This is a genomic window from Dactylosporangium sp. CA-139114, from assembly GCF_050955725.1.
GTDB lineage: Bacteria > Actinomycetota > Actinomycetes > Mycobacteriales > Micromonosporaceae > Dactylosporangium.
The window spans coordinates 5,362,575-5,383,758 of record NZ_CP192080.1; the positions used below are offsets into that span (position 1 = coordinate 5,362,575).

The following is a 21,184-nucleotide window of genomic DNA, read 5'->3' on the forward strand; positions in this document are numbered from 1 at the left end:
AAATACCAGACTGTACGATCCCGGACGTGAACCGCCGTCACCTTCGCTGGATCGTGCCCGCAGCCACCGTCGTCATCGCCTCCGTGGTGGCCGTCGTGCTCGTGACCCAGGTCGGTGGCAGCGCCGCGTGCGCGGCAGGCGGCTCCGCGTCGTACTACACCGCCGGCCGCAACGGCATGTGCAACCTCGGCACCCCCGCGGACGGGGCCTATGCGGCGGTGGGGCGGGCCGAGTACGCCGGGGGGAAGGGCTGCGGCACCCTGCTCGACGTCACCGGCCCGAACGGCACCACCCGCGTGCAGGTGGTGGACCTGTGCCCCGGCTGCCCGGCCGGGAAGATCGACCTCGGCAAGGCCTCGTTCGCGAAGATCGGGGCGCTCAGCGCCGGGGTCATCCCGGTCTCCTACACCACCGTGCGCGACCCGCAGGTGGGCCCGCTGCGGGTGAAGGTGAAGGGCGGCAAGGGCTACTCGTCGCTGAGCGTGGTCGTCGACAACCACGGCAATCCGCTGTCCACTGTGGAGCTGCAGCAGGGCGACTCGTTCCTCGCCCTGCGCCACGGCGAGGACAACACCTGGACGGGCCCGTCCGGTCTCGATGGCACGGTGTCGCTGCGGATTTCCGATGTGTACGGCCATCAGGCGCTGGTGTCCGGCCTGGCCCTCGGTCAGAGCGACTTCCAGCAGACCACGCAGGCGCTGTACGGCGGCCCGTCGCCGTCCGCCTCGCCGGCTCCGTCTTCGCCGCCGTCGGCCGCGCCCACTGTGTCCCTGATTCCGGCCGAGCTGGGAACGACCGCGCCGCCGGTGCCGTGCTAGTGTCCTGCGTCAGAAATTCGCCTACAAAATCGGGCGAGTGACTCCAGGATCTGTTCCGCCCCGGGTTTGATGGAGACATCGAAACCTGGGAGATGATGCTGCTGTGCCGGCACCGAAGAAGTACGACGATGCGTTGCGTGAGCGGGCGACCCGGCTGGCGGTCGAGGCCCGTCGGGATCCGGTGTCCGCGGTCGGGGCGATCCGTCGGATCGCTGATCAGCTCGGGGTCCATCCGGAGGCGTTGCGCACCTGGGTGAAGAAGGCCGAGACCGATGCCGGGGACCGTCCGGGCACCACCAGCAGCGACGCGGAACGCCTCGCCGCTTTGGAGCGGGAGGTTCGTGAACTGCGGCGGGCGAACCAGATCCTGAAGTCCGCGGCGAGTTTCTTCGCGGCGGAGCTGGACCGTCCGTCGCGATGAAGGTCGGCTTCGTCGACTCCCAGAAGGAACAGCACGGTGTCCAGCCGGTCCTGCAGGCGCTTGAAGGCACGCCGGCACAGATCGCACCGTCGACCTACTACGCCGCCAAGACCCGCCCTGTCAGCGCCCGGTCCCGGCGCGACGAGGAGCTGACCGTGCTGATCAAGCAGATCCACGCAGAGAACTACGGCGTCTACGGCGCCCGCAAGATCTGGCACGAGCTGCACCGCCGTGGCGTCGAGGTGGCCCGGTGCACGGTCGAACGGCTGATGCACGACGCCGGGCTGCGCGGGCTGCTGCGCGACAAAGCACCGCGCACAACCCGCCCGGCCGCCGAAACTGACCGGCCTCGTGACCTGGTCAACCGCGTCTTCACCGCAGCGCATCCGAACCAGCTGTGGGTCGCGGACCTGACCTACGTCCGCACCAGCATCGGCTGGGTCTACGCCGCGTTCGTCCTGGACGTGTACTCCCGCATGATCGTCGGCTGGCAGGTCGCCACCAGCCTCTATACCGACCTGGCGTTGGACGCGCTGAAAATGGCGATCTGGCGCCGCCAACATCAAGGCGCTGACCTGCATGAACTTGTCCATCACTCCGACCGCGGCGTGCAATATCGCGCGATTCGCTACAGCCAGCGGCTCGCCGAGGCCGGCGCCGTCGCCTCGGTCGGCTCGAAAGGCGACTCCTACGACAACGCCATGGCCGAGGCGTTCAACTCGCTGTACAAGGCCGAACTCGTGCGCAACAAGGGTCCGTGGCGCGGGCTCGACGACCTGGAGATGGCCACCGTCGAGTACATCGACTGGTATAACAACCGACGGCTTCATGGCGGGCTCGGCCACGTCCCGCCCGCCGAGTACGAGGCACTACATGCGATGACCCAGCCGGTCACCGCACCCCTGAAAACCAGCTAACCAACTGTCCATCAAACCCGGGGCTTGACAATCTCCTCGGCGGTCTTGGTCCAGATGAACGGGCGTGGGTTGCTGTTCCAGTCAGCGATCCACGCCCGGATGTCCGCTTCCAGGGCTTGGACGCTCTTGTGGACGCCGCGGCGGATCTTCTGCTCGCTGAGGAACCCGAACCAGCGTTCGACCTGGTTGATCCAGGACGAGCCGGTCGGGGTGAAGTGCATGTGGAAGCGGGGGTGCCGGGCTAGCCAGGCCCGGATGGCCGGGGTCTTATGGGTGCCGTAGTTGTCGCAGATCAGATGCACATCCAGTTCCGCCGGCACGGTCTTGTCGATCGCGACCAGGAACTTCTGGAACTCGGCGGCACGGTGCTGGCGGTGCAGCTGGCTGATCACAGTGCCGTCAGCCACGTTGAACGCGGCGAACAGGCTGGTGATCCCGTTACGGGCGTAGTCGTGGGTACGCCGCTCGGGCATGCCCGGCATCATCGGCAGCACCGGCTGTGAACGGTCCAACGCTTGGATCTGGGACTTCTCGTCAACGCAGAGCACCACCGCCCGTTCCGGTGGGTTGTGATAGAGCCCGACCACGTCAACGACCTTCTCGATGAACAGCGGGTCGGTCGACAGTTTGAACGTGTCCGCCCGGTGCGGTTTCAGCCCGAAGTCCCGCCAGATCCGTCCGATCGTGGACTTCGACAGCCCCGACCGCTGCGCCATCGACGTGCGCGACCAGTGGGTAGCGTTGCGCGGCGTCTGTTCCAGGGTGGCCACCACCACCTCTTCCACCCGGTCCAGGCTGATCGACGGCGGCCGGCCCGGCCGCTGCTCGTCGATCAGCCCGTCCAGACGCTCGGCCAGGAACCGCCGCCGCCACTTGCCCACAGTGGACAGATGCACACCCAAAGCCGTGGCCACATCAGTGTTCGACGTGCCCTCGGCGCACGCCAGAATGATCTTCGCCCGCATCGCCAGGACCTGCGCCGACTTCGCCCGCCGCGACCAGCGGACCAACGTCGCGCGCTCCTCGTCGGACAACACCAGCGGCGGGGTGGGACGCCCGGTCCTCGGCATCCCATCACCCTACACCTATTTATAAGGCGAACTTGTGGCGCGGCACACTAGTCGTGTAGTGATGCCGCTTCGCCGTCCGCGCCCGGCACCGTCGCGGCGCCGGTGGGGTGTCAGCGGATCGAGTGCTCGACCAGCGCGACCACGGCACGGGGGTCCTCGACCTCGATGACGAGCCGCGCGTACCGCTCGTCGGCGAGCTCGATGACCACGGCCTTGCGCGGGTCGTGCACGTCCCAGAACACCTTCTCCCCGTCGAGGTGGAAGGTGCCCGCGGTGACGACATTGGGGATGTGCGCACCGGGCGCGCGAATACCCTTGGGCTCACGGGCGATGCCCGGGTCGGCGGTGGCGCCGCGCACGTTGGCGAGCGGGATCGCGAGCCGGCTCTTGAGGGCCCAGAGCTTGTCGAGCCCTTCGATCTCCACGACGAGGGTCCCGTTGTCGACGGTCACGGTGGCCATGGTGTTCTACTCCCCGGTGTCGATGCGGGCCCGCAGGCGCAGGCCCAGAAGTTGGTTGGCCGCATCCGGCCCGAGCGCGTCGTCGAGACGCTCGAGGGCCCGGCCGACGAGCCGGCCGACCTCCCGATCGTGCGGCGCCTGCTCGGCCGCGGCCATGAGCAGCAGGTCGAGCTTGTCGTTCTCGTGCAGTCGCTCCGCGTCGGTGCTCAGGGCCGGCTCGAACTCGTGCCGCAGGTACCAGCGCAGCGCGGTGAGGTAGAGGCCTCGCTTGCTGCCGAACGTCTTGTAGAGGCTGTTGCGGTGGACGCCGAGCCCGGTGACGAGGTCGTCGACGGACAGGCCGTCGTAGGCCCGCGCGGAGAACAACGCCACCGCCTGGCGGGTAACCGCTTCCTCGTCAAACCCTCGCGGTCTTCCCATACTCCGAGGCTACAGCGTTGCGGAACGATCAGTCAAGAACGATCGTTCCCAAATTCGGCTCTGTTGGGAGGGGTGGTCGCGGCCGGCGGCTCGTGCCTTCTGCCGCTGGTCCGCCGGCTCCTGCTTTCCATGGCTGGCTCGCTGTGCTCGTCCTTCTGCCGCTGGCTCGCTGGGTTCGCCCTCTGCCGCTGGTACTTCGTCCTTCTGTCGCTCGTCCGCGCGCACCGGGACGTCGCCCTTGCCCATCCACGCCGGTTTTGTCGCCACCTGTGGCATGGGTCGGATTTCGGCCCCCGCCGCTGGCGCGGGCATCAGGGGCATTGCAGCGCCACGTCAGGATGGGTTGGCGATCTCTTCTGCAGCGCCGCGATACGCCCCGTCCGGTAACCGACGAGCTGCCCAGATCCAACGGGACCGGCCGGGGCGTGTCGCGGTGCTCGCCGCTGCTGCACTCGCTCGATCACCGGGTACCGGCCGCTGCTCGCCCTGACCGCCTGCTCGTGCTAGGCCCGCTGCTCGTGCTAGGCCCGCTGCTCGTGGGCCTGCTGCTCATGCTGGGGCTGTTGCTCGTGCTGGGCCTGCTGCTCATGCTGAGGCTGTTGCTCGTCTGCCGGTTCGTGTTTCTGTGCCTGATCCAGACCCTGGCCGGGTTCTCGCCGCGATCCGAGCACGCACCGCATTCGCCGGCCGTCACCGCTACGGTCCGCTACCAGCCGAGCGTGCCGGGACCACCCTTGATCGGCCCGGTGATGTCAGACGTCAGCCAGCCGCCGTAGAAGTCCCCGGGTTGCGGCGTGACGCGCTCACCGTCGACGGTGCACTCGTCAAGCAGCCCCGGGTAGAACGCCAGATAGCCCGCGAGGATCTCGAATCCGGGACTCGGCCGCTCATACGACCACGCCACGTCCGGCACCGTGATCCCGCCGACGGCGAGGTCCCAATATCCGGCAACGCCCTTGAACTCACAGATCGTACGGCGGCGCGACGGACTGAGGGCGCCCTGGATGTCGGCGGGCGGGATGTAGTAGACGGGCGGATGCGAGGTCTCGAGAACACGCACGGCGTCGGTCGAGTCGAATACCACCGCGCCGGCATGACGAGCCGCAATGCGCCGCGAGATGCGCTCAGCCCGCGGCGGGCGCGGGTAATCCCACACGGACTCGGTGGCTCGCTCCATGGATCCAGTCTGTCACCGCGACCGCGTTACCGCCGTGCTCGCCATGCGCTGTCCGTCCTGCCGTCCTGCGGTGCTCGCCCAGCCTCGACCGCCTTGCGATTGCGCACGCCGCTGCCTTGCTGTCTTCGCCGTCGCCATCGCCGTCGCCCACTGGCCGGCGATGGTCACCGAGGTGCGCCCCGGGCTCGCCGACGTGGTCTTCATCGGCTCCGACGACTGGGCCGCGCTCGCCCGGGAGCAGGCCGTTCGGCTATCGCCGGTCGCCGTCGCCCACTGGCCGCCGTTCCGCTATCGCCAGTCGCCGGTCGCCGGTCGCCGGTCGCCGGTCGCCGGATGCCGGATGCCGGTTGCCGGTTGCGTTCGCCCACAGGTCGCCGGTCGCATTGGCCCACCGGTCGCCGGTCGCCGGTGGCAGTCGCCCACCGGTCACCGTCCGCTGTCACCGGTCACCCGTCGCCGGTCGCGGCGGCCGACGCGATCCATGGTCGCCGTCACCGGCCACTGTCGCCGCCGTCCTCGTCGTTCCCGTAGTGGCGCCGGAGGCCTTCAAGGTCGCTGCGGGTGAGGCGAATTACTGGATTATCGAATTACCGGTAATCGCAAAACCGGTAATTCGCAGCCAATTACAGGGCGTGTTCGTCGGCCGCGGACTGCGCCCCGCGCCCCGAGCGCCGCCCGGGGTAGACGGTGTCTACCGACGTGGTGTAGACACTGTCTATGCATGACGACGAGGGCCTTCGTGAACGCCTGGTGCGGGCCGGGGTCGAGCTGGTGGCGCAGGAGGGCTCGGCGGCCGTATCGTTGCGTGAGATCGCCCGGCGGGCCGGAGTGTCCCACGGCGCACCGCGACGGCACTTCCCGACGCACGTGGAGTTGCTCTCCGCGATCGCCCGGCAGGGCTTCGCCGACCTGGCCACCCGGCTTCGCGCGGTCCCCGGGACGGGTACGCCCCGCGATCGTCTCGGCGGCCTCGCACACGCGTACGTGGGGTTCGCCCAGGAGCACCGAGGCATGTACGAGCTGATGTTCCGTCACGACCTGCTCCGTTCGGACCACCTCGGCCTGCGGGAGACGAGCCTACCGCTGTTCGAGACCTTGGCGAGTCTGCTGACCTCGGTGTCCAGCGACGGCACCGCACCGGCCGCAGCAGGGCGCGAACCGCGGGCTGACGCGACGACGGCGGCGGGTGCGCTGTGGGCCAACCTGCACGGCATCGTGCAGCTGTGGCTATGGGGCAGCCTTCCCCTCGCCACCGGGCAGGACGACATCGCCGTGCTGGTTGACGCCGCTCTTGACGCGCATGCCGGGGGTGCGCGGTGACGCCGCTGTTGTACGTTCTGACTCGCGAGACAGCCGGCCGAGCGCTCCGCACAGGGCAGGACGACGTCGCGGTGCTGGTTGACGCCGCTCTTGACGCGTATGCCGGGGGTGCGCGGTGACGCCGCCGTTGTACGTCCTGACCCGCGCCACAGTCGGCCGAGCGCTGCGCATCGGGTGGCGGCCCGAGGTGCACGGTCTGCACCACATCCCGGCCGGCGGTGCGATCCTGGCCGGCAATCACCTGAGCGTCGCCGACCAGCTGTTTCTCGGCGCCGTGGTACCGCGGCACATCGCCTTCTGGGCGAAGGCCGAGTATTTCCGCGGTCGTCGGCTCGCCGGCGTGCTCGTTCGCGGGCTCGGGGCGATCCCGGTCGAGCGGGCCGGTGGGCGGGCGGTGCTCACCGCGTTCGACGCCGCGGTGCCCGTGCTGCGCGCGGGCGGGCTGGTCGCGGTGTTCCCCGAGGGCACCCGGTCGCCGGACGGCCGCCTGTACCGGGGGCGTACCGGCGCCGTTCGCCTCGCCCGCCAGGCCGGGGTGCCGATCGTGCCGTTCGGCGTGACCGGCACCGACGTCGTGCAGCCGATCGACGCTCGCTGGCCGCGTCGGGTGCCGGGCGCTCGGATCGTGTTCCGCTTCGGCGCCCCGATCGATGTCGCCGACGGGACGCCGCGGACCGCCACGGACGAGGTGATCGGTCGTATCGGGCAGCTCAGCGGGCAGGAGTACGTGCCGGCCTACGCTCCGCTGCTCCGCCTCGGCCAGGTCTGAGGCCCCGCGCCTCCCGAAACGAAGGGGCTACCCGGAGCGAACCTGGGCGCCGGTCATCTGCGGCCGGCTACAGGCGGCGGACGGTCTCCGCGTCCTCGGCGCCGGAGAAGTAACGGTCCAGCACCCGGGCGAAACGGCTCTCGGCGGGGTCGGCGTGTGCGAACAGCGTCATCGACGAGCGCAGCTTCATGGCGTCGATCTCGCCGAAGATGCCCACGGCGGTGTGCTCGCCGTCGCCGAGCAGCGCGTCGGCGCATTCGAGCAGGCGCGGGCCGAGAATCGGGTGCTGCAGGTACGCCCTTGCCTCGTCGAGGGAGGTGATCGCGTACCGCTGCGCCATCGAGCTGCGGCCGAGGCCCTGGATCTGCGGGAAGATGAACCACATCCAGTGGCTGCGCTTGTTGCCGTCCTTGAGTTCGCCGATGGCGTGGTCGTACGCGTGCTCCTGGGCGTCGACGAACCGGGACAGCTGGTATGGATCCTCCATGAACCTAGCGTAATCGGGTCGGCCGGGTGGCGCAGGGAGCCCGGGACGGCGAGGCTCCGGCGGTGCCCGAGTGCGGGAACCGGGAGCGGCCGCGGAGCCTCGGCGCGGCCGCTCAGGCCGGTGCGTCGAACTTGGCGGTCAGCTCGGCGATCCGGCCCGCCGACCAGCGCACGCGCAGCGTCCCGGCGCCGCCCGCGGACCAGGCGACCCGGGCCACGTCCTCGTCGCCGGTCGAGTCGACCGAGGTCACGCTGAGGGTGTCGTCGGGCGGGGCGGCGGAGTAGGCCGCCGCGATCGCGTCGCGGCCCACGTACGGGCTTGCCGGGTCGCCCTCGATGCGCAGCGTCGCGGTGTCGCCGAAGCGGTCCAGGTAGCCGGCCCAGTCGCCGGTGCGGACGCCCTCGTTGAACAGCCGGCACTGGGTCAGCACGCGCTCTGTCATGCCGAAGATGTACCACCGTCATCGATCGCTGTCACGAGCGCTCACGAGATCGCAGCGCCTGGCGGGGAATCTCCCGACCGCGTTTGCATCGACGCTGCGGTATGCCGCCCGCTGATGGGAAACGGCGGTGCGCCGGCCGGGCACCGGCACTAGGGTCGCGCCATGGAGATCCGTGAGGTGCTGCCGGCCGAAGCACCGGCGGTCGAGGCGGTCGTCTCGGCGGCGTTCGGCGAGCCACCGGACGGGCGCGTCGTGCAGATGATGCGAGCGCTGCAGGCCGGCGGCGCAACCCGGGCGAGCCTGGTCGCTGTTGCCGGCGAGGAGCTGGCCGGGCACGTCGGTCTCTCCCGCGCCTGGGTGGACGCCCGACGCGAGCTGGTCGAGGTGATGGTGCTCTCCCCGCTGTCGGTCCGTCCCGACCTGCAGCGCCGCGGCGTCGGCACCGCGTTGGTCACGGCGGCGCTGGAGACCGCCGAGGATCGTGGTGCGCCGGCTGTGTTCCTGGAAGGCAGCCCCGACTACTACGGCCGCCGCGGGTTCAGCTTCGCCTCCGCCCTCGGGTTCGACCGGCCCTCGGCGCGCATCCCGGACCCGGGGTTCCAGGTGGCGCTGCTGTCGTCGTACCAGCCGTGGATGGTCGGCCGGCTGATCTACCCCGAGGCGTTCTGGACCACTGACACGGTCGGTCTGCGCGACCCTGAGCTGGAGCGGGTGGAAGCGCAGGTCGCGGCGTGGCGTGCGGGCGGACCGGGTCGCGATCGACGGACCGGGCCGCGGCGGTGATCCCGGCGATCGTCATTCGCCGGTCAGCCCCGCGTCGCGGGCGAGCACGATCGCTTGAGCCCGATCCGCGACCTGCAGCTTCGTGAAGATGTTCGACACGTGGTTGCGCACGGTCTTCTGGCTCACGCCCAGCCGCTCGGCGATCTGCGGGTTGGTCAGATGCCGGGCGATGTGGGCCAGGATCTGCCGCTCCCGCTGCGTCAGCTCGGGGAACGGGTCGGGCGCCGTGCGGTCCAGGCCCGCGAAGAACCCCATGAGCCGGGTCGCGATCGCCGGCCCGAAGATCGCCTCGCCGTCGGCGACCACCCGGATCGAGCGGATGATCTCCGTGCGCCGGGCGCCCTTGAGCACGTAGCCGCGGGCGCCGGCGCGCACGGCGGCGAAGACCGAGTCGTCGTCGTCGGCCATGCTCAGCACCAGCACCCGCACGTGCGGCATGGCGGCCGTGATGCGCTCGGTCGCGGCGATCCCGCCCATGCCGGGCATCACCAGGTCGAGCAGCACCACGTCGGGCTGCAGCCGGGGCAGCGCGGTCAGGGCCTCCTCGCCGCTGGCGGCCTCACCGCACACCTCGACCTCGGGGCTGGTGGCCAGCAGCGCCCGCAGCCCGGCCCGGAACTGCTCGTGATCGTCGACCACCAGGACGCGTACCGCGCCGGTCATCGGGGCAGCCTCGCCGTGACGCGTGTGCCGCCCACGCCCGACTCGACGACCAGCTCGCCGCCGAGCTCCGCGGCCCGCTCCCGCATCGAGTGCATGCCCACCCCGCCCTCCCGCGCCACCGTCGTCGCGTGCCCGTCGTCGCTCACCACCACGCTGAGCCGATCCTCGTCCAGAACAAGCCGCAGCTGTACCGTTTTCGCCCCGGCGTGCCGCCGCGCGTTCGCGAGGGCCTCGACCGCGATCCGGTACGCCGCCACCTCGGTCGCCGCCGGCAGCCCGTCCAGCCCCGCCGGCGCGTCCAGGCGCACTCGCGGGCTGCCCGCCGGCTGCTGCCCGAGGTGCGCCCGCAGCGCCCCGGCCAGCCCGAGCGTGTCCAGCGCGGGCGGCCGCAGCCCGTCCACGAGCCGCCGCACGTCGGCGACCGCGGTCTGCGCGTCGGACACGATCTCCTCCAGCAGCCTGCGCGCCTGCTCGGGCCCGACCTCCTGGGCCGCCTCCGCGCGCATGGTCAGGCCGGCCAGCGTCGGCCCGAGCCCGTCGTGCAGATCGCGGCGCAGCCGCCGGCGCTCCTCCTCGCGGGCGATGACGAGCTGCTCGCGGGAGCGCTGCAGCGCCGCGGAGTACCGCACCGCCTGCACCGCGACCCCGATGTGCCGGGCCAGGTCGGCCAGCAGCCGCAGGTCCCGCGGCCCGAGCGCCGCCTCGCCCGGCCGCGGCCCGAGCCGCAGCGCCCCGACGGGCTCCCCGCCGGCCACGAGGGGCAGCGTCACCGGGTCGGCCGGGCGGGTCCCGAGCTCGTAGAGCGGGCCGGCGTCGACCTCGATCCCGACGTACGACAGCTGCAGCGCCTCCCGCACCGTCGACGTGCTGGTGGCCAGGATCGCGCCCGGGTCCGGCACCGCGGCCAGCCGCTCGCCGAGGCGCGCGAGGACGGTGTACGGGTCGTCGCGCTCGCCGTACACCAGCAGATTGACCCGGCGCTGCACCCACTGGCGCAGGGCGCCGAAGACCAGCGCCCCGGCCACGGCCGCGAGCACCGACGAGGCCCCGAGCGCCCCGACGACCAGCACATAGGCGCCGGCGACGGCCGCGGACAGCGTGACGAACACCGCGGTACGGCTGATGAGCAGGTCGATGTCGAAGAGCCGGTGGCGCAGGATCGCCACGCCGATGCCCGCCGGCACGAGCGCGATCGCGAGCCCGGCGACGACGTCCCAGGCCGTGCCCTCGACCGGCCACACCCGATCCGGCCGCGCGTCGCTGAGCCCGGTCACGAGCCGCACCAGGATGACGATGGCCACGATCGCGCAGGTGTACCCCAGCCAGCGCGCCTGCTGCCGCCCCGGGCCTTCGCCGGACTGCCGCATGCGCCAGGCCACGGTCGCCGCCCCGGCCACGAACGCCAGCGCGATGGCCACCGTGAACGCCGTCTCGGCGACGGACGCCACGCCGCTCACCCCGCCGACCCCGAGCGGGTTGGCCGGCGCGTGCGGCCGCACCTGGTCGTTGACCCCCGGCCGCAGCGCGGCGGTCACCGCGGCCAGCCCCGCCAGGCCGGCCACGACGCCGACCGCCCAGCGCGGCGGCCGCCGGTCCGGGTAGTACGCCGGCACGAGCGCGAGCCCGAGATTGGCCGGCACCCACAGCCACGTCTGCGGCCAGGCCAGCGCCGCGCTGCCGGTCGCCACGGCCAGCTGCCCGCAGCACTCCAGCAGCGCGAACGACCCACCGCTGAGCAGCAGCAGCGGCCCGACCCGGTTCCCGGGCCGCCGCGCCACGATCAGCGCCCCGACGACCGCGCAGGCGACGACCGCCGGCAGGTACGTGACCTCGCCGGCCGGCGCACCGTTGCGCACGGCGAGCCATCCACCCACCACGGCCAGGACGAGGCTCAGCCCGCCCAGCGGCCAAGCCGCCGCCCTCACCGCCCGCACACTAGCCGACCGGCGCGGGTGCGCGGCTGGTTGTCATGAATCCGATCCCGGCCACGAGCACCCAGGCCGCGCCGGGGAACAGCGAGCCGTACTGCGCCGGGAACGCCTGGGTGGCGAGCACGAGCACGGCCGCGAGCGCGCTGATCGCCGCGAGCCACCGGGAGGCCGACCCGTGCCGGAACCCGCCGACCGCCACCGCCGCGGCCGCGATGCCCGCGCCCGACCACAGCCACGGCAGGGTGTTGTAGACCTCGACGAGCGCGGCGATGGTGTCGGGGTCCCAGCGCCCGGGATCGCCGAGGGCCCAGTACAGCTCGGTGCAGATGCCGCCGCCGACGAGCAGCAGCACGGCCACGATCCCGACCCCGGCCGCCGCGACGCCCGGCACGAGGCTCCCGGCCGGCTCCTGCGCCCCGAGATGCCGCCGCAGCCCGGCCGCGAACACGATGAGCAGCGCCGCGGCGACGAAGCAGACGACCTGCGTGGACCATACGTATGCGCGCTGTCCGGCGATGGCCTCGACGACGAGCGCGTTGTCCCTGATCCTGTCACCGACGTTCGCGGTGAGGTTGCTGCCGGCGAAGAGCCCGGCGAACCCGGCGAGCCCGCCCAGGGCCCCGGCCGCGGCCCAGCCGCGATGGTTCGAAGTAGTCATGCCGGGGATGCTCCCGCCGTCGCGACCCGCCCCGGACCGCCGCCGAGTCCCGGTCCGCCGGGAACATTGTCCCGGCGGCGACGGGCCGCCCGGGGACCCATGGCGTGAGGCCCTCCGCCCGGGCCGGTTCCGGCGGCAGCGCCCGCCGCAGGGGCCGTCCGGCGGCGTCACGTCGACCGGTCCGCGCGGTGCGGCGCCGGCCGGCCCCGGAAGGAACAGGCCGAGGCGGTGTCACGCGGGTGGTGGCTGGGTCGGGTCGATGCCGCGCAGGAAGCCGCTGGTCAGCTCGGCGATACGGGCGGCGCCGATGGCCTCGGCCCAGCGGTGTACCTCCGTGGCCAAGGCGACCGCGCCGGGCTCGTCACCGGTGTCGCGGGCGAGCACCGCGAGCAGGACCTGTTGGGACAGGGTGCCCGCCACCAGCCCGGCGCGGGCGCCCAGGGCCGCCGCCTCCTGCCAGCGCTCCCGGGCCCCGGCGTGGTCGCCGGCCTCGTGGGCGTGGTCGCCGAGGTGCCGCAGGGCTTCGCGGCGCAGCAGGTCGTCGTCCGCGGCGCCGGCCAGGGCGCGCTCGTAGTGCGCGGGCGCGGCCGCGCGGTCCTCGAGGACGTTGTCGTAGATGAGCCCGAGGTAGTGCTGCGCCCACCCGCGCCGGCGCGCGTCCGGCGCCGTGGCGGCGAACCGCTCGGCCCGGTCGCGCAGATCCGGATCGGGCCGGCGAAGTTTGCCACGGTACTCGTACCGCAGCCGCGCAAACCCCAGGTCCCACCGTCCGTTGCCGTCCAGCGCGTCCTCGTCCACCTCCGACAGCCGATCGGCGCCGTTGTCGTGGCCGCTGTACCAAGCCGAGTCCACGGCAATCTCGGCCGCCGCCAACGCCAGCACGGCGCGGGTGGGGGAGTCCGGCAGCCCGGCGGCTGCGGCGTCGAGCAGCCCCGTGGCCTGCTCCCACCGCGCGGCGAGGGCCAGCCCCCGCGCGGCCGCGAGGAGTTCGTCGACGGAGACGGTTGCGGTTGCTGTCATGCCGGCGACGGTAGTAACCGAAAAAACTATCCACAAGAAAACTACTTCGCCGAGCGCGACGACGGCGGCCACGGTGCGTTCGCACTTGCGCGAACGCACAGTGGCCACCCGCGCGATGCGTGAATGTGCAGTGCGCAGGTGTGGCGGTGCGCGAATGCGCAGTATGTGCTCCGCGGCTGCGCGAATGTGCAGTGCGTGGGTGTGGCGGTGCGCGGGTGCGCAGCGTGCGGGGCATCGTGCACGAATGGGCAGCGGCCGTGAGCGGGCGTGCGAGCGGATGAGTGGTGCGCGGGTAAGTGCTGCGCGGATGGGCAGCCGTGCGGCAGCGCGGTGAGCGGGTGCGCGAGGACCGGCCCGGCGGCAGCTACCGTGAGCGGCGTGGAGGACACCGCCGATCGGCATGTGGATGTCTGGGCCCGGGAGCTCGAGCACGTCGACCCCGTCGCCGAGGCGATTTTCGCGCGGCTCGCCATCCTCGCGCGGTATCAGACGCAGCTGCGGCGCGACGTGCTTGCCGAGGGCGGGCTGCAGCACTGGCAGTTCAAGGTGCTGCTGATGCTGCGAAGAAACGGGCCGCCCTACACCGCCAGTCCGTCGCAGCTCGCCGACCTGCTCGGGCTGACCCGCGGGGCGTTGTCGGCCCGGCTCGCGGCGATCGAGGACGCGGGCTGGATCGTGCGGGAAGCCGACGCGCGGGACCGGCGGCGGGTGCACGTCAGGCTCACCGATGCCGGCAACGACACGCTCATGCGGCACATCGGCGGGGAAGGCAACGGCGAGCGGACACTGCTGGCGGGGTTGACCGCACGAGAGCGGAAGAACCTCGCGAACCTGTTGCGCAAGATGGTGCTCGCGGCCGAGGGGGAGGCCTGAACTCCGGCTCCGGCGGGCCACCCGGTGAGCGAATGGCCGGTCGTGCTGCGCGAGCTTGCGCGGATGGTGACGGCGGCTGGTGCGGCGGCCGGACAGGCGACCGTGAGCGAATGGCCGGTCGTGCCTGTGCGAGCTTGCGCGGATGGTGACGGCGGCCGGACAGGGGACCGTGGGCGAATGGGCGGTCGTGCCTGTGCGAGCTTGCGCGGATCGCGGTGACGGCGGGCGCGGCGGCCGAACGCGACCTGGGCGCCCACTGTGGACGGCGCGCCGGGGGAGAGAGCCCCGAGTGCCGTCCACAGTGGACGAGATCACTACTTCCAGGTGGCGTTGACCGTCTGCGGCGCCGTCCCCGTGTTCAGGGTGCGGTTCGCGCCGCTCTCCCACGTGATCGAGCCGTCCGTGTTCTTCTTGATGAACTTGTACTCCACCGCGGTGTTCGCCGGCATCGCCACCGTCGCCGACCAGATCGGGTAGTTCGCCGACGACAGGGCGATCGCGCTCGCGGTGTTCCACGAGCCCAGCGCCGGGATCGAGCCGACGACGAACACGTTCTGGCCGAACGTCGTGGTCACGTTCGCGTTGAACGTCACCGCCGGGGTCGTCGTCGAGGAGCCGTTCCAGCTCGTGGTGATGGTGCCGGTGCCGCCGGCGGGCACCGTGTACGTGTGGTTGCTGCCCGGCTCCCAGGTGACCGTGCCCGAACTGGTCCTGGTGATGAACTTGTACTCGATCGCGGCCCCGGCCGGCAGCGTCACCGTCGTGGTCCAGTTCGCGCCGCCGGCCGTCATCGGGATCGCGTTCGCGGTGTTCCACGAGCCGAGCTGGGCGATCGAGCCGACGAGGTACACCGGGTTGCCCGCCGGCGCGCCGGAGACCGTGAAGGAAACGCCGCTGGCCGTGGGGCTGGGCGAGGCCGTGGAGCCGCCGGTGACCCGCGCTCCCGCGTGGATCGCGACCGCGTCCTTCGCCGCGACGCCGACGGTGGCCTGGCCGCTGCCGTTCACCGTGACCGTCGGGCCCGAGCAGGTCGACGCCGACGGGTTGTAGTCGCCGTGGATCACGTCGCAGTAGACGCCCGCCGGCAGCCCGGTGCTGAACGTGCGCGACCCCACCGCGCCGCTGCCGTTGTTGATGGCGATCCAGCCATTGGTACCGCGGGAGAACGCGATCGCGTTCGCCCCGTCCGACCACCAGTTGCCCACCGTCGAGTCGGCCCGCGTCGCGTTGTGGAAGCCCACCATGTTCCTGATCGCGCGCTGCCGGTGCTGGCACTGCCAGCCGCTGCCGCACGTGACCGGCGTGACGTACCCGTTGCCGTCGGCCGGCGGCGAGGCGTCGTTGTCCGAGAAGGTGAACGAGCTCATCACGTTCGGCGTGCCGAAGTTCCACGCGAGCATGAACACGTTCGCGAGGGTGTCGGTGGCGCCCGCCTTGTAGTTCAGTGTCGAGCCGTTGCGCTCGGTGTCGTGGTTGGACACGAAGACGGTGGACTTGGCGCTGGGCTCCAGGCCCCAGCTCGGCCCGAAGGTCTGCAGGTTGGCGATGCTGCCGTTGAACTGGGCCTTGAGGCTGGTGGCGTAGGTGAACTCGAGCACCCCGCCGATGCCCTCGTAGGCGGACGGCGCCAGGTTGCCGGTTCCGCCGGGGATGACCTCCTGCGCCCAGTACACATTCTGGTTCGTCAGCTTGCCCTTGATGGCCGACAGGTCGGCCTGCGCCATGTGCTTGGCCGCGTCCACGCGGAAGCCGTCGACGCCGAGCGAGATGAGGTCGTTGAGGTAGCCCGCGATCTTCGTGCGTACGTAGTCGGTGCCGGTCTTGAGGTCCGACAGGCCGACGAGCTGGCAGTTCCAGACCTCGGTCGGGTTGTTGTAGTCGTGGATCTGGTTGTCCGGCTGCGGGCAGTCGGCCGGGTAGAAGTGGAAGTCCGCCGAGCTGTAGCCGGCGCTGGGGTAGCTGTAGTTGTTCGTGAACGACGCGGGCCCGTAGGCGGTGTTGTTGGACTGCCCGGCGCCGGTCATGTGGTTGATGACGGCATCGACGTACACCTTGACGCCCGCGTTGTGGCAGGCGTTCACCATGCTCTGGAACTGCGCCCGGGTGCCCATGCGGCCGTTGAGGTCGTAGGCGGCGGGCTGGTAGATGTCCCACCACGGGTGGCCGGCGACGCTGATCGAGTCCTCGGGCGGGGCGACCTGCACCGCGCCGTACCCGGCCGGGCCGAGCACGTTCGTGCACTCGGTCGCGATCGAGTTCCACGGCCACAGCCACAGGTTCGCGATCACGTCGTTGGTGCCGGCGGCGGCCTCGGCCTGGCGGCCGCCGGTGAACAGCGGCACCGTCAGGGCCGCGCCGAGCATCAGGCCGCCGATTGCGGCCAGGGTTCGTGTGAGGCGGGGTGTGCGCACGGGGGGTCCTCCGGATCGGCGGAAAGCGGAGTGCGACCCGGTGGCGGCCGGATCGATTGACGCTGAGCTTCAGCCCCGTTGAAACTCCCTGTCAAGGACCTTGCAGAAATTGCCCGCGAGCAGTTCCGGCAAGGCCCTTGGACTGGAGAAACGATCAGGAAGATCTGGCAGTTCTTGCAAAGATCCACACGGTCGCGTCGGCCGGAACGGTACTTCCGTCGATGGGTCGGCTGGCCAGCGCGACCTCGGCGCCGTCCGGCAGCGCGACCGGCTCCGGCGAGAGGTTCACGATGCACCGGAAGCCGTCGCGGGCGAAGTCCAGCACCCCGTCGGGGCTCTCGTGCCAGCGCAGCGGGCCGGTCAGCCGGCGGCGCAGGGCGAGCGCGGCCCGGTACAGGTCCACGGTGGACGACCGGTCCCGGGCCAGAGCGGCCCACGCCGGCGGCTGCGGCAGCCAGGAGGCGCCGGTGGCCGAGAACCCGTACGCGGGCGCCTCCGACTCCCACGGCAGCGGCACACGGCAGCCGTCGCGGCCGGGATCGGTGCCGCCGGACCGGAACCAGACCGGGTCCTGGCGGGCGTCCGCGGGCAGGTCGAGCACCTCGGGCAGGCCGAGCTCGTCGCCCTGGTAGAGGTACGCCGAACCCGGCAACGCCAGCATGAGCAGCGCGGCGGCGTTGGCCCGCTCGAGGGAGCCGAGCCGGGTCACGTGCCGGCGCACGTCGTGGTTCGACAGCACCCACGTCGCCGGCGCGCCCACGGACCCGGCCGCGTGCAGGCACGAGTCGATGCTCGCCCGCACCGCCGCCGGATCGCCCCAGTCGGCCTGCAGGAACTCGAAGTTGAACGCCTGGTGCAGCTCGTCGGGGGCCGTGTACCGGGCGAGGCGCTGCGGCGTCGACGCCCACGCCTCGGCGACGGCCATGCGCTGCCCGGGGTACGAGTCCAGGATCTTGCGCCAGGCCTTGTGGATCTCGTGCACGCCGTCCTGGTCGAAGTACGGCAGCACCCGCCGCCCGAGCAGCCCGATCTGCCCGGTGAGGCCGGCCGCGGGGTACCCGGCGGCCTTCACCATCCCGTGCGCCACGTCGATGCGGAAGCCGTCGACGCCGCGGTCGAGCCAGAAGCGCAGCACGCCCTCGAACTCGACCCGCACGTCGGGGTTGTCCCAGTTCAGGTCCGGCTGCGCCGGGTCGAACAGGTGCAGGTACCACTCGCCGTCGGCCGTGCGTGTCCACGCCGGGCCGCCGAAGACGGACTCCCAGTCGTTCGGGGGCTCGCCGTCCGTGGTCGCGGGGTGGAAGTGGTAGCGCGCACGGGCCGGTCCGCCTGGAAGTTCTTGCAGGGCTTGCGTGAACCAAGCGTGTTGGCTGGAGGTGTGGTTGGGGACGACGTCGATGATCACCCGCAGGTCCAGGGCGTGCGCGGCGGCGAGCATGGCGTCGAAGTCGGCGAGGCTGCCGAGGCTCGGGTCGACGTCCCGGTAGTCGGACACGTCGTAGCCGCCGTCGACCATGGGGGAGCGGAAGAACGGGGTCAGCCAGATCGCGTCGACGCCCAGGTCGCGCAGGTGGGGCAGGCGTTCGCGCAGGCCGGCGAGGTCGCCGACGCCGTCGCCGTCGCCGTCGGCGAAGCTGCGGACGTAGACCTCGTAGATGACGGCGGTGCGCCACCACGCTTGCTGCGGCACATCCGAAATATCGGACATCGGGGTCCCTTCGTGAGGCGTGGGGTGCGGCCACGCGCGGCCAATGGGGGAGGCCGGCGAGGGCGCGAAGACTCCGCGCGGGACATTCGGCAGGCCACGCGCGGCAGAGCGTGAAGCGCACCGCGACGGCCGGGGAGCCGCGCGGCAGAGTGTGCAGCGCACCGCGGTGGCCGGGGAGCCGTGCGGCAGAGTGTGCAGCGCACCGCGGTGGCCGGGGAGCCGTGCGGCAGAGCGTGCAGCGCACCGCGGCGGCCGGGGAGCCGTGCGGCAGAGTGTGCAGCGCGGGCCCTGAGGCCCGGCGGCGACGGGAGGTGCTGCAAAGCGCGGCGCGGCCCGCCAGCCTGCGCCGGGTACCACCGGAGAACGCGAGAACGGGGACGAGACGCTCAGCGAGGGGCGATGCCCGTCGAGTTGCGCACGACCAGCTCCGGCGCGAACAGGAACTCCGAGTGCGGCGAGGGCTGCCCGTTGATCGCGTCGATGAGCGACTGCGCGGCCGCGTTCGACATCGCGAGCACGGGCTGGCGCAGCGTGGTCAGCGGCGGATCGGTGAACGCGATCAGCGGCGAGTCGTCGTAGCCGACCACCGACACGTCCCCGGGCACCGACAGCCCCCGCGAGCGCGCCGCCCGCACGGCGCCCAGCGCCATGAGGTCGGAGCCGCACACGAGCCCGCTCACGCCGCGCTCGAGCAGCCTCCCGGCCGCCGCCGCGCCGCCCTCGACGCCGAAGAGCGAGAGCTCGATCTCGTCGCGCAGGCCGTGGCGGCGCATCGCCTCGCGGTACCCGAGGATCTTGCGCTGCACCGGGGTGAAGCGCTCGGGGCCGGAGATGAAGCCGATGCGGGTATGGCCGAGCGAGGCCAGGTGATCGACCGCCAGCTCGCTGGCGCGGGCGTCGTCGCACGAGATGCACGGCGCCTCGAGCCCCGGGACGTGCCCGGTGATCATGACGATGGGCAGCGGGCGGTCGATGAGCTTGCGGTACCGGTCGTGGTCCGCCGTCGTGTCCGCGTGCAGCCCGGAGACGAAGATGATGCCGGCGACCGCGCGGTCGAGCAGCATCTCGATGTACTCGTCCTCGGTCACGCCACCGGGCGTCTGCGTGCACAGCACGGGCGTGAACCCGTGCCGGGACAGCGCGGACTCGATGACCTGCGCGAACAGCGGGAAGATCGGGTTCTCCAGCTCGGGCGTCACCAGGCCGACGAGGCCGGCGCTGCGCTTGCGGAGTCGTTCGGGTCGCTCGTAACCGAGCACGTCGAGCGCGGTGAGCACGGCGTGCCGGGTGTCGGCGCTGACCCCGGGGCGGTCGTTGAGCACCCGCGAGACGGTGGCCTCGCTGACCTCCGCCTGCTTGGCGATGTCGGCGAGGCGAGCTCGTGGAGCGTCCATGGCCATGCGACGAGAGTAAGCGGCTGCGCGCCGAAATTGAAAGTCGCTTGGAAGGCCTTTCATTCGATGCAAGTCCTTGCTACGGTCTGCGCCACCGGCAGTCGATCGACACCCCTGTACCGACGCCGTGCACCATTCCCTGGCTACACGCACGCCTTCGACCGGCGTGCGTGTGCTCCACCCTGAACAGGAGCATCCATGCGCATTCCGCTGCGCGCCGCCGCCGTGCTCGCCCTCGCGGCGTTGACGCTCACCGCCTGCTCGTCGTCGAAGACCCCCGAGAGCTCCTCCACCGCGCCCACCGCCACGCTCACCATCTGGGCCGACGACCAGCGGGCCGCCGCCCTCAAGCCGTTCGCGGAGCAGTTCGGGCAGGCCAACCACGTGGACGTGCAGGTCCAGGCGGTCTCCAAGGACCTGCAGACCAACTTCGTCACCGCCGCGCAGTCCGGCAAGGGCCCGGACATCGTCGTGGGCGCCCACGACTGGATCGGCAACCTGGTGCAGAACGGCACCATCGACCCGATCCAGCTGTCGGACTCGCAGAAGTCCGGGTTCGCCGACGTGGCGATGAAGGCCGTGACCTTCAACGGGCAGGTCTACGGGGTGCCGTACGCCATCGAGAACCTCGCCCTCATCCGCAACACGGACCTGGTCCCCAACGCGCCGGGCAGCATCGAGGACCTCGTCGCGGCCGGCAAGGCGCTCAAGGACTCGGGCAAGGTCTCCAACATCCTGTCGCTGCAGGTGGGGCAGAACGGCGACGCGTACCACGTCTACCCGCTCTTCGCCTCGGCCGGCGGCTACCTCTTCGGGACCAAGCCCAACGGCGACTACGACCCGGCGGACCTCGGCGTGGACAAGCCCGCGTCGGTGGAGGCGTTCAAGAAGATCGCCGCGCTCGGCGAGAAGGGCTCCGGCGCCCTGACCCGCTCGGTCAACAGCGACAACGCGATCCCGACGTTCACCGGCGGCAAGGCCCCGTTCCTGATCTCGGGCCCGTGGGCGGTCGCCGACATCAAGAAGGCCGGCGTCAAGTACGACATCACCCCGGTGCCCGGGTTCGCCGGCGGCAAGGCCGCGCAGCCGTTCGTCGGCGTGCAGGCGTTCTACGTGGCCAGCAAAGGCAAGAGCAAGGCCCTGGCCAACGAGTTCATCACGAACTACCTGACCAAGCCGGAGCTGCAGGTCGCGCTGTACCAGGCCAACCCCCGCCCGCCGGCCCTGAACGCCGCGATGGACCAGGTCAAGGGCAGCGACCCCGACATCGAGAAGTGGCTCGCCGCGGGCAAGGGCGGCGCCGTGCTGCCCGCCATCCCGGCCATGGCCGCGGTGTGGGACCCGTTCGGCAAGGCGGAGTCGGCGATCATCGGCGGCGCGGACGTACCGTCCACTCTGGCCGGTGCCGCCAAGACCATCGCCGATGCGATCAGCAAGTAGC

The 21,184-nt window shown here is 71.6% G+C and carries 20 protein-coding genes; 7 read left to right on the forward strand and 13 right to left on the reverse strand.

From position 1 onward, the window contains the following. Positions 1-26: 26 nt before the first annotated feature. Together ACQP2P_RS23555 and ACQP2P_RS23560 are read left to right on the forward strand one after the other, a co-directional pair. A complete protein-coding gene (locus tag ACQP2P_RS23555) occupies positions 27-818 on the forward strand; it encodes an expansin EXLX1 family cellulose-binding protein (RefSeq protein WP_433604075.1) in 792 nt (263 codons plus the stop codon). A gap of 103 nt (positions 819-921) precedes the next feature. Beyond that, positions 922-2,156, forward strand: a protein-coding gene (locus ACQP2P_RS23560; protein WP_433604076.1) for an IS3 family transposase whose coding sequence is annotated in 2 segments (ribosomal slippage) — positions 922-1,201 and positions 1,201-2,156 — 1,236 coding nt in all. Because the reading frame shifts where the segments join, the coding sequence is not laid out codon by codon here. 11 nt (positions 2,157-2,167) lie between these two features. On the opposite strand, the gene ACQP2P_RS23565 is transcribed toward ACQP2P_RS23560, so the two are convergent. The 4 genes from ACQP2P_RS23565 to ACQP2P_RS23580 all read right to left on the reverse strand — a co-directional run bounded on the left by ACQP2P_RS23565 (position 2,168) and on the right by ACQP2P_RS23580 (position 5,284). Further along, complete coding sequence (locus ACQP2P_RS23565) at positions 2,168-3,226, reverse strand: IS630 family transposase (protein WP_433604077.1); 1,059 nt, start codon at positions 3,224-3,226, stop codon at positions 2,168-2,170. A 110-nt stretch (positions 3,227-3,336) separates the two neighbouring features. After that, positions 3,337-3,678 carry a hypothetical protein gene (locus ACQP2P_RS23570; RefSeq protein ID WP_433604078.1) on the reverse strand — a complete coding sequence of 114 codons (342 nt, stop codon included), beginning with the start codon at positions 3,676-3,678 and terminating at the stop codon, positions 3,337-3,339. Between the two features lie 15 nt (positions 3,679-3,693). Further along, a complete protein-coding gene (locus tag ACQP2P_RS23575; protein WP_433604079.1) occupies positions 3,694-4,107 on the reverse strand; it encodes a TetR/AcrR family transcriptional regulator in 414 nt (137 codons plus the stop codon). A 706-nt stretch (positions 4,108-4,813) separates the two neighbouring features. After that, positions 4,814-5,284 carry a DUF427 domain-containing protein gene (locus ACQP2P_RS23580; protein ID WP_433604080.1) on the reverse strand — a complete coding sequence of 157 codons (471 nt, stop codon included), beginning with the start codon at positions 5,282-5,284 and terminating at the stop codon, positions 4,814-4,816. 717 nt (positions 5,285-6,001) lie between these two features. Here ACQP2P_RS23580 and ACQP2P_RS23585 point away from each other — a divergent pair. Both ACQP2P_RS23585 and ACQP2P_RS23590 read left to right on the forward strand, forming a co-directional pair. Then, positions 6,002-6,604 carry a TetR/AcrR family transcriptional regulator gene (locus tag ACQP2P_RS23585; RefSeq protein WP_433604081.1) on the forward strand — a complete coding sequence of 201 codons (603 nt, stop codon included), beginning with the start codon at positions 6,002-6,004 and terminating at the stop codon, positions 6,602-6,604. Positions 6,605-6,719: 115 nt separating this feature from the next. Further along, entirely contained in the window at positions 6,720-7,373 is a 654-nt protein-coding gene (locus ACQP2P_RS23590; protein ID WP_433604082.1) for a lysophospholipid acyltransferase family protein, read from the forward strand. Between the two features lie 67 nt (positions 7,374-7,440). On the opposite strand, the gene ACQP2P_RS23595 is transcribed toward ACQP2P_RS23590, so the two are convergent. Further along, positions 7,441-7,860, reverse strand: a complete 420-nt coding sequence (locus ACQP2P_RS23595; protein ID WP_433604083.1) for a DUF1810 domain-containing protein — start codon at positions 7,858-7,860, stop codon at positions 7,441-7,443. Positions 7,861-7,972: 112 nt separating this feature from the next. Then, a complete protein-coding gene (locus ACQP2P_RS23600; RefSeq protein ID WP_433604084.1) occupies positions 7,973-8,302 on the reverse strand; it encodes a nuclear transport factor 2 family protein in 330 nt (109 codons plus the stop codon). 162 nt (positions 8,303-8,464) lie between these two features. Here ACQP2P_RS23600 and ACQP2P_RS23605 point away from each other — a divergent pair, with 162 nt between their 5' ends. Further along, positions 8,465-9,085: a GNAT family N-acetyltransferase gene (locus tag ACQP2P_RS23605; protein WP_433604085.1), complete on the forward strand. Its 621-nt coding sequence runs from the start codon at positions 8,465-8,467 to the stop codon at positions 9,083-9,085. Between the two features lie 12 nt (positions 9,086-9,097). Here the strand turns inward: ACQP2P_RS23605 and ACQP2P_RS23610 are convergent, their stop codons facing one another. From ACQP2P_RS23610 to ACQP2P_RS23625, 4 genes are all read right to left on the reverse strand, one after another. Next, on the reverse strand, positions 9,098-9,748 hold the full coding sequence (locus ACQP2P_RS23610; protein WP_433604086.1) for a response regulator: 651 nt from the start codon (positions 9,746-9,748) through the stop codon (positions 9,098-9,100). After that, complete coding sequence (locus tag ACQP2P_RS23615; RefSeq protein WP_433604087.1) at positions 9,745-11,673, reverse strand: GAF domain-containing sensor histidine kinase; 1,929 nt, start codon at positions 11,671-11,673, stop codon at positions 9,745-9,747. Before ACQP2P_RS23615 ends, ACQP2P_RS23610 begins: the two co-directional genes overlap by 4 nt. Positions 11,674-11,683: 10 nt before the next feature. Further along, a complete protein-coding gene (locus ACQP2P_RS23620) occupies positions 11,684-12,337 on the reverse strand; it encodes a hypothetical protein (RefSeq protein ID WP_433604088.1) in 654 nt (217 codons plus the stop codon). A gap of 231 nt (positions 12,338-12,568) precedes the next feature. Then, positions 12,569-13,357 (reverse strand): tetratricopeptide repeat protein, encoded by a 789-nt coding sequence (locus ACQP2P_RS23625; protein ID WP_433604089.1) that lies wholly within the window; start codon positions 13,355-13,357, stop codon positions 12,569-12,571. Between the two features lie 378 nt (positions 13,358-13,735). Here ACQP2P_RS23625 and ACQP2P_RS23630 point away from each other — a divergent pair, with 378 nt between their 5' ends. Then, a complete protein-coding gene (locus tag ACQP2P_RS23630) occupies positions 13,736-14,230 on the forward strand; it encodes a MarR family winged helix-turn-helix transcriptional regulator (RefSeq protein ID WP_433604090.1) in 495 nt (164 codons plus the stop codon). A gap of 314 nt (positions 14,231-14,544) precedes the next feature. On the opposite strand, the gene ACQP2P_RS23635 is transcribed toward ACQP2P_RS23630, so the two are convergent. The 3 genes from ACQP2P_RS23635 to ACQP2P_RS23645 form a co-directional block, all read right to left on the reverse strand. Beyond that, the gene (locus ACQP2P_RS23635) at positions 14,545-16,641 is read right to left on the reverse strand and encodes a carbohydrate-binding module family 20 domain-containing protein (RefSeq protein WP_433604091.1); all 2,097 of its coding nucleotides are present in this window, start codon (positions 16,639-16,641) and stop codon (positions 14,545-14,547) included. Between the two features lie 154 nt (positions 16,642-16,795). Continuing rightward, entirely contained in the window at positions 16,796-18,349 is a 1,554-nt protein-coding gene (locus ACQP2P_RS23640) for a glycoside hydrolase family 13 protein (RefSeq protein ID WP_433604092.1), read from the reverse strand. A 386-nt stretch (positions 18,350-18,735) separates the two neighbouring features. Continuing rightward, the gene (locus ACQP2P_RS23645) at positions 18,736-19,743 is read right to left on the reverse strand and encodes a LacI family DNA-binding transcriptional regulator (RefSeq protein WP_433619225.1); all 1,008 of its coding nucleotides are present in this window, start codon (positions 19,741-19,743) and stop codon (positions 18,736-18,738) included. A gap of 204 nt (positions 19,744-19,947) precedes the next feature. Between ACQP2P_RS23645 and ACQP2P_RS23650 the strand changes: the two genes are divergently transcribed. After that, entirely contained in the window at positions 19,948-21,183 is a 1,236-nt protein-coding gene (locus ACQP2P_RS23650) for a sugar ABC transporter substrate-binding protein (RefSeq protein WP_433619227.1), read from the forward strand. The last annotated feature ends 1 nt before the right edge of the window (position 21,184 follow it).

Excerpts from the sequence above, each read along its gene's own strand:
- ACQP2P_RS23565 (WP_433604077.1), bottom strand. The coding sequence starts at position 3,226 with ATGCCGAGGACCGGGCGTCCCACCCCGCCGCTGGTGTTGTCCGACGAG.
- ACQP2P_RS23575 (WP_433604079.1), bottom strand. The coding sequence starts at position 4,107 with ATGGGAAGACCGCGAGGGTTTGACGAGGAAGCGGTTACCCGCCAGGCG.
- ACQP2P_RS23580 (WP_433604080.1), bottom strand. The coding sequence starts at position 5,284 with ATGGAGCGAGCCACCGAGTCCGTGTGGGATTACCCGCGCCCGCCGCGG.
- ACQP2P_RS23585 (WP_433604081.1), top strand. The coding sequence starts at position 6,002 with ATGCATGACGACGAGGGCCTTCGTGAACGCCTGGTGCGGGCCGGGGTC.
- ACQP2P_RS23595 (WP_433604083.1), bottom strand. The coding sequence starts at position 7,860 with ATGGAGGATCCATACCAGCTGTCCCGGTTCGTCGACGCCCAGGAGCAC.
- ACQP2P_RS23600 (WP_433604084.1), bottom strand. The coding sequence starts at position 8,302 with ATGACAGAGCGCGTGCTGACCCAGTGCCGGCTGTTCAACGAGGGCGTC.
- ACQP2P_RS23605 (WP_433604085.1), top strand. The coding sequence starts at position 8,465 with ATGGAGATCCGTGAGGTGCTGCCGGCCGAAGCACCGGCGGTCGAGGCG.
- ACQP2P_RS23610 (WP_433604086.1), bottom strand. The coding sequence starts at position 9,748 with ATGACCGGCGCGGTACGCGTCCTGGTGGTCGACGATCACGAGCAGTTC.
- ACQP2P_RS23620 (WP_433604088.1), bottom strand. The coding sequence starts at position 12,337 with ATGACTACTTCGAACCATCGCGGCTGGGCCGCGGCCGGGGCCCTGGGC.
- ACQP2P_RS23625 (WP_433604089.1), bottom strand. The coding sequence starts at position 13,357 with ATGACAGCAACCGCAACCGTCTCCGTCGACGAACTCCTCGCGGCCGCG.
- ACQP2P_RS23640 (WP_433604092.1), bottom strand. The coding sequence starts at position 18,349 with ATGTCCGATATTTCGGATGTGCCGCAGCAAGCGTGGTGGCGCACCGCC.
- ACQP2P_RS23645 (WP_433619225.1), bottom strand. The coding sequence starts at position 19,743 with ATGGACGCTCCACGAGCTCGCCTCGCCGACATCGCCAAGCAGGCGGAG.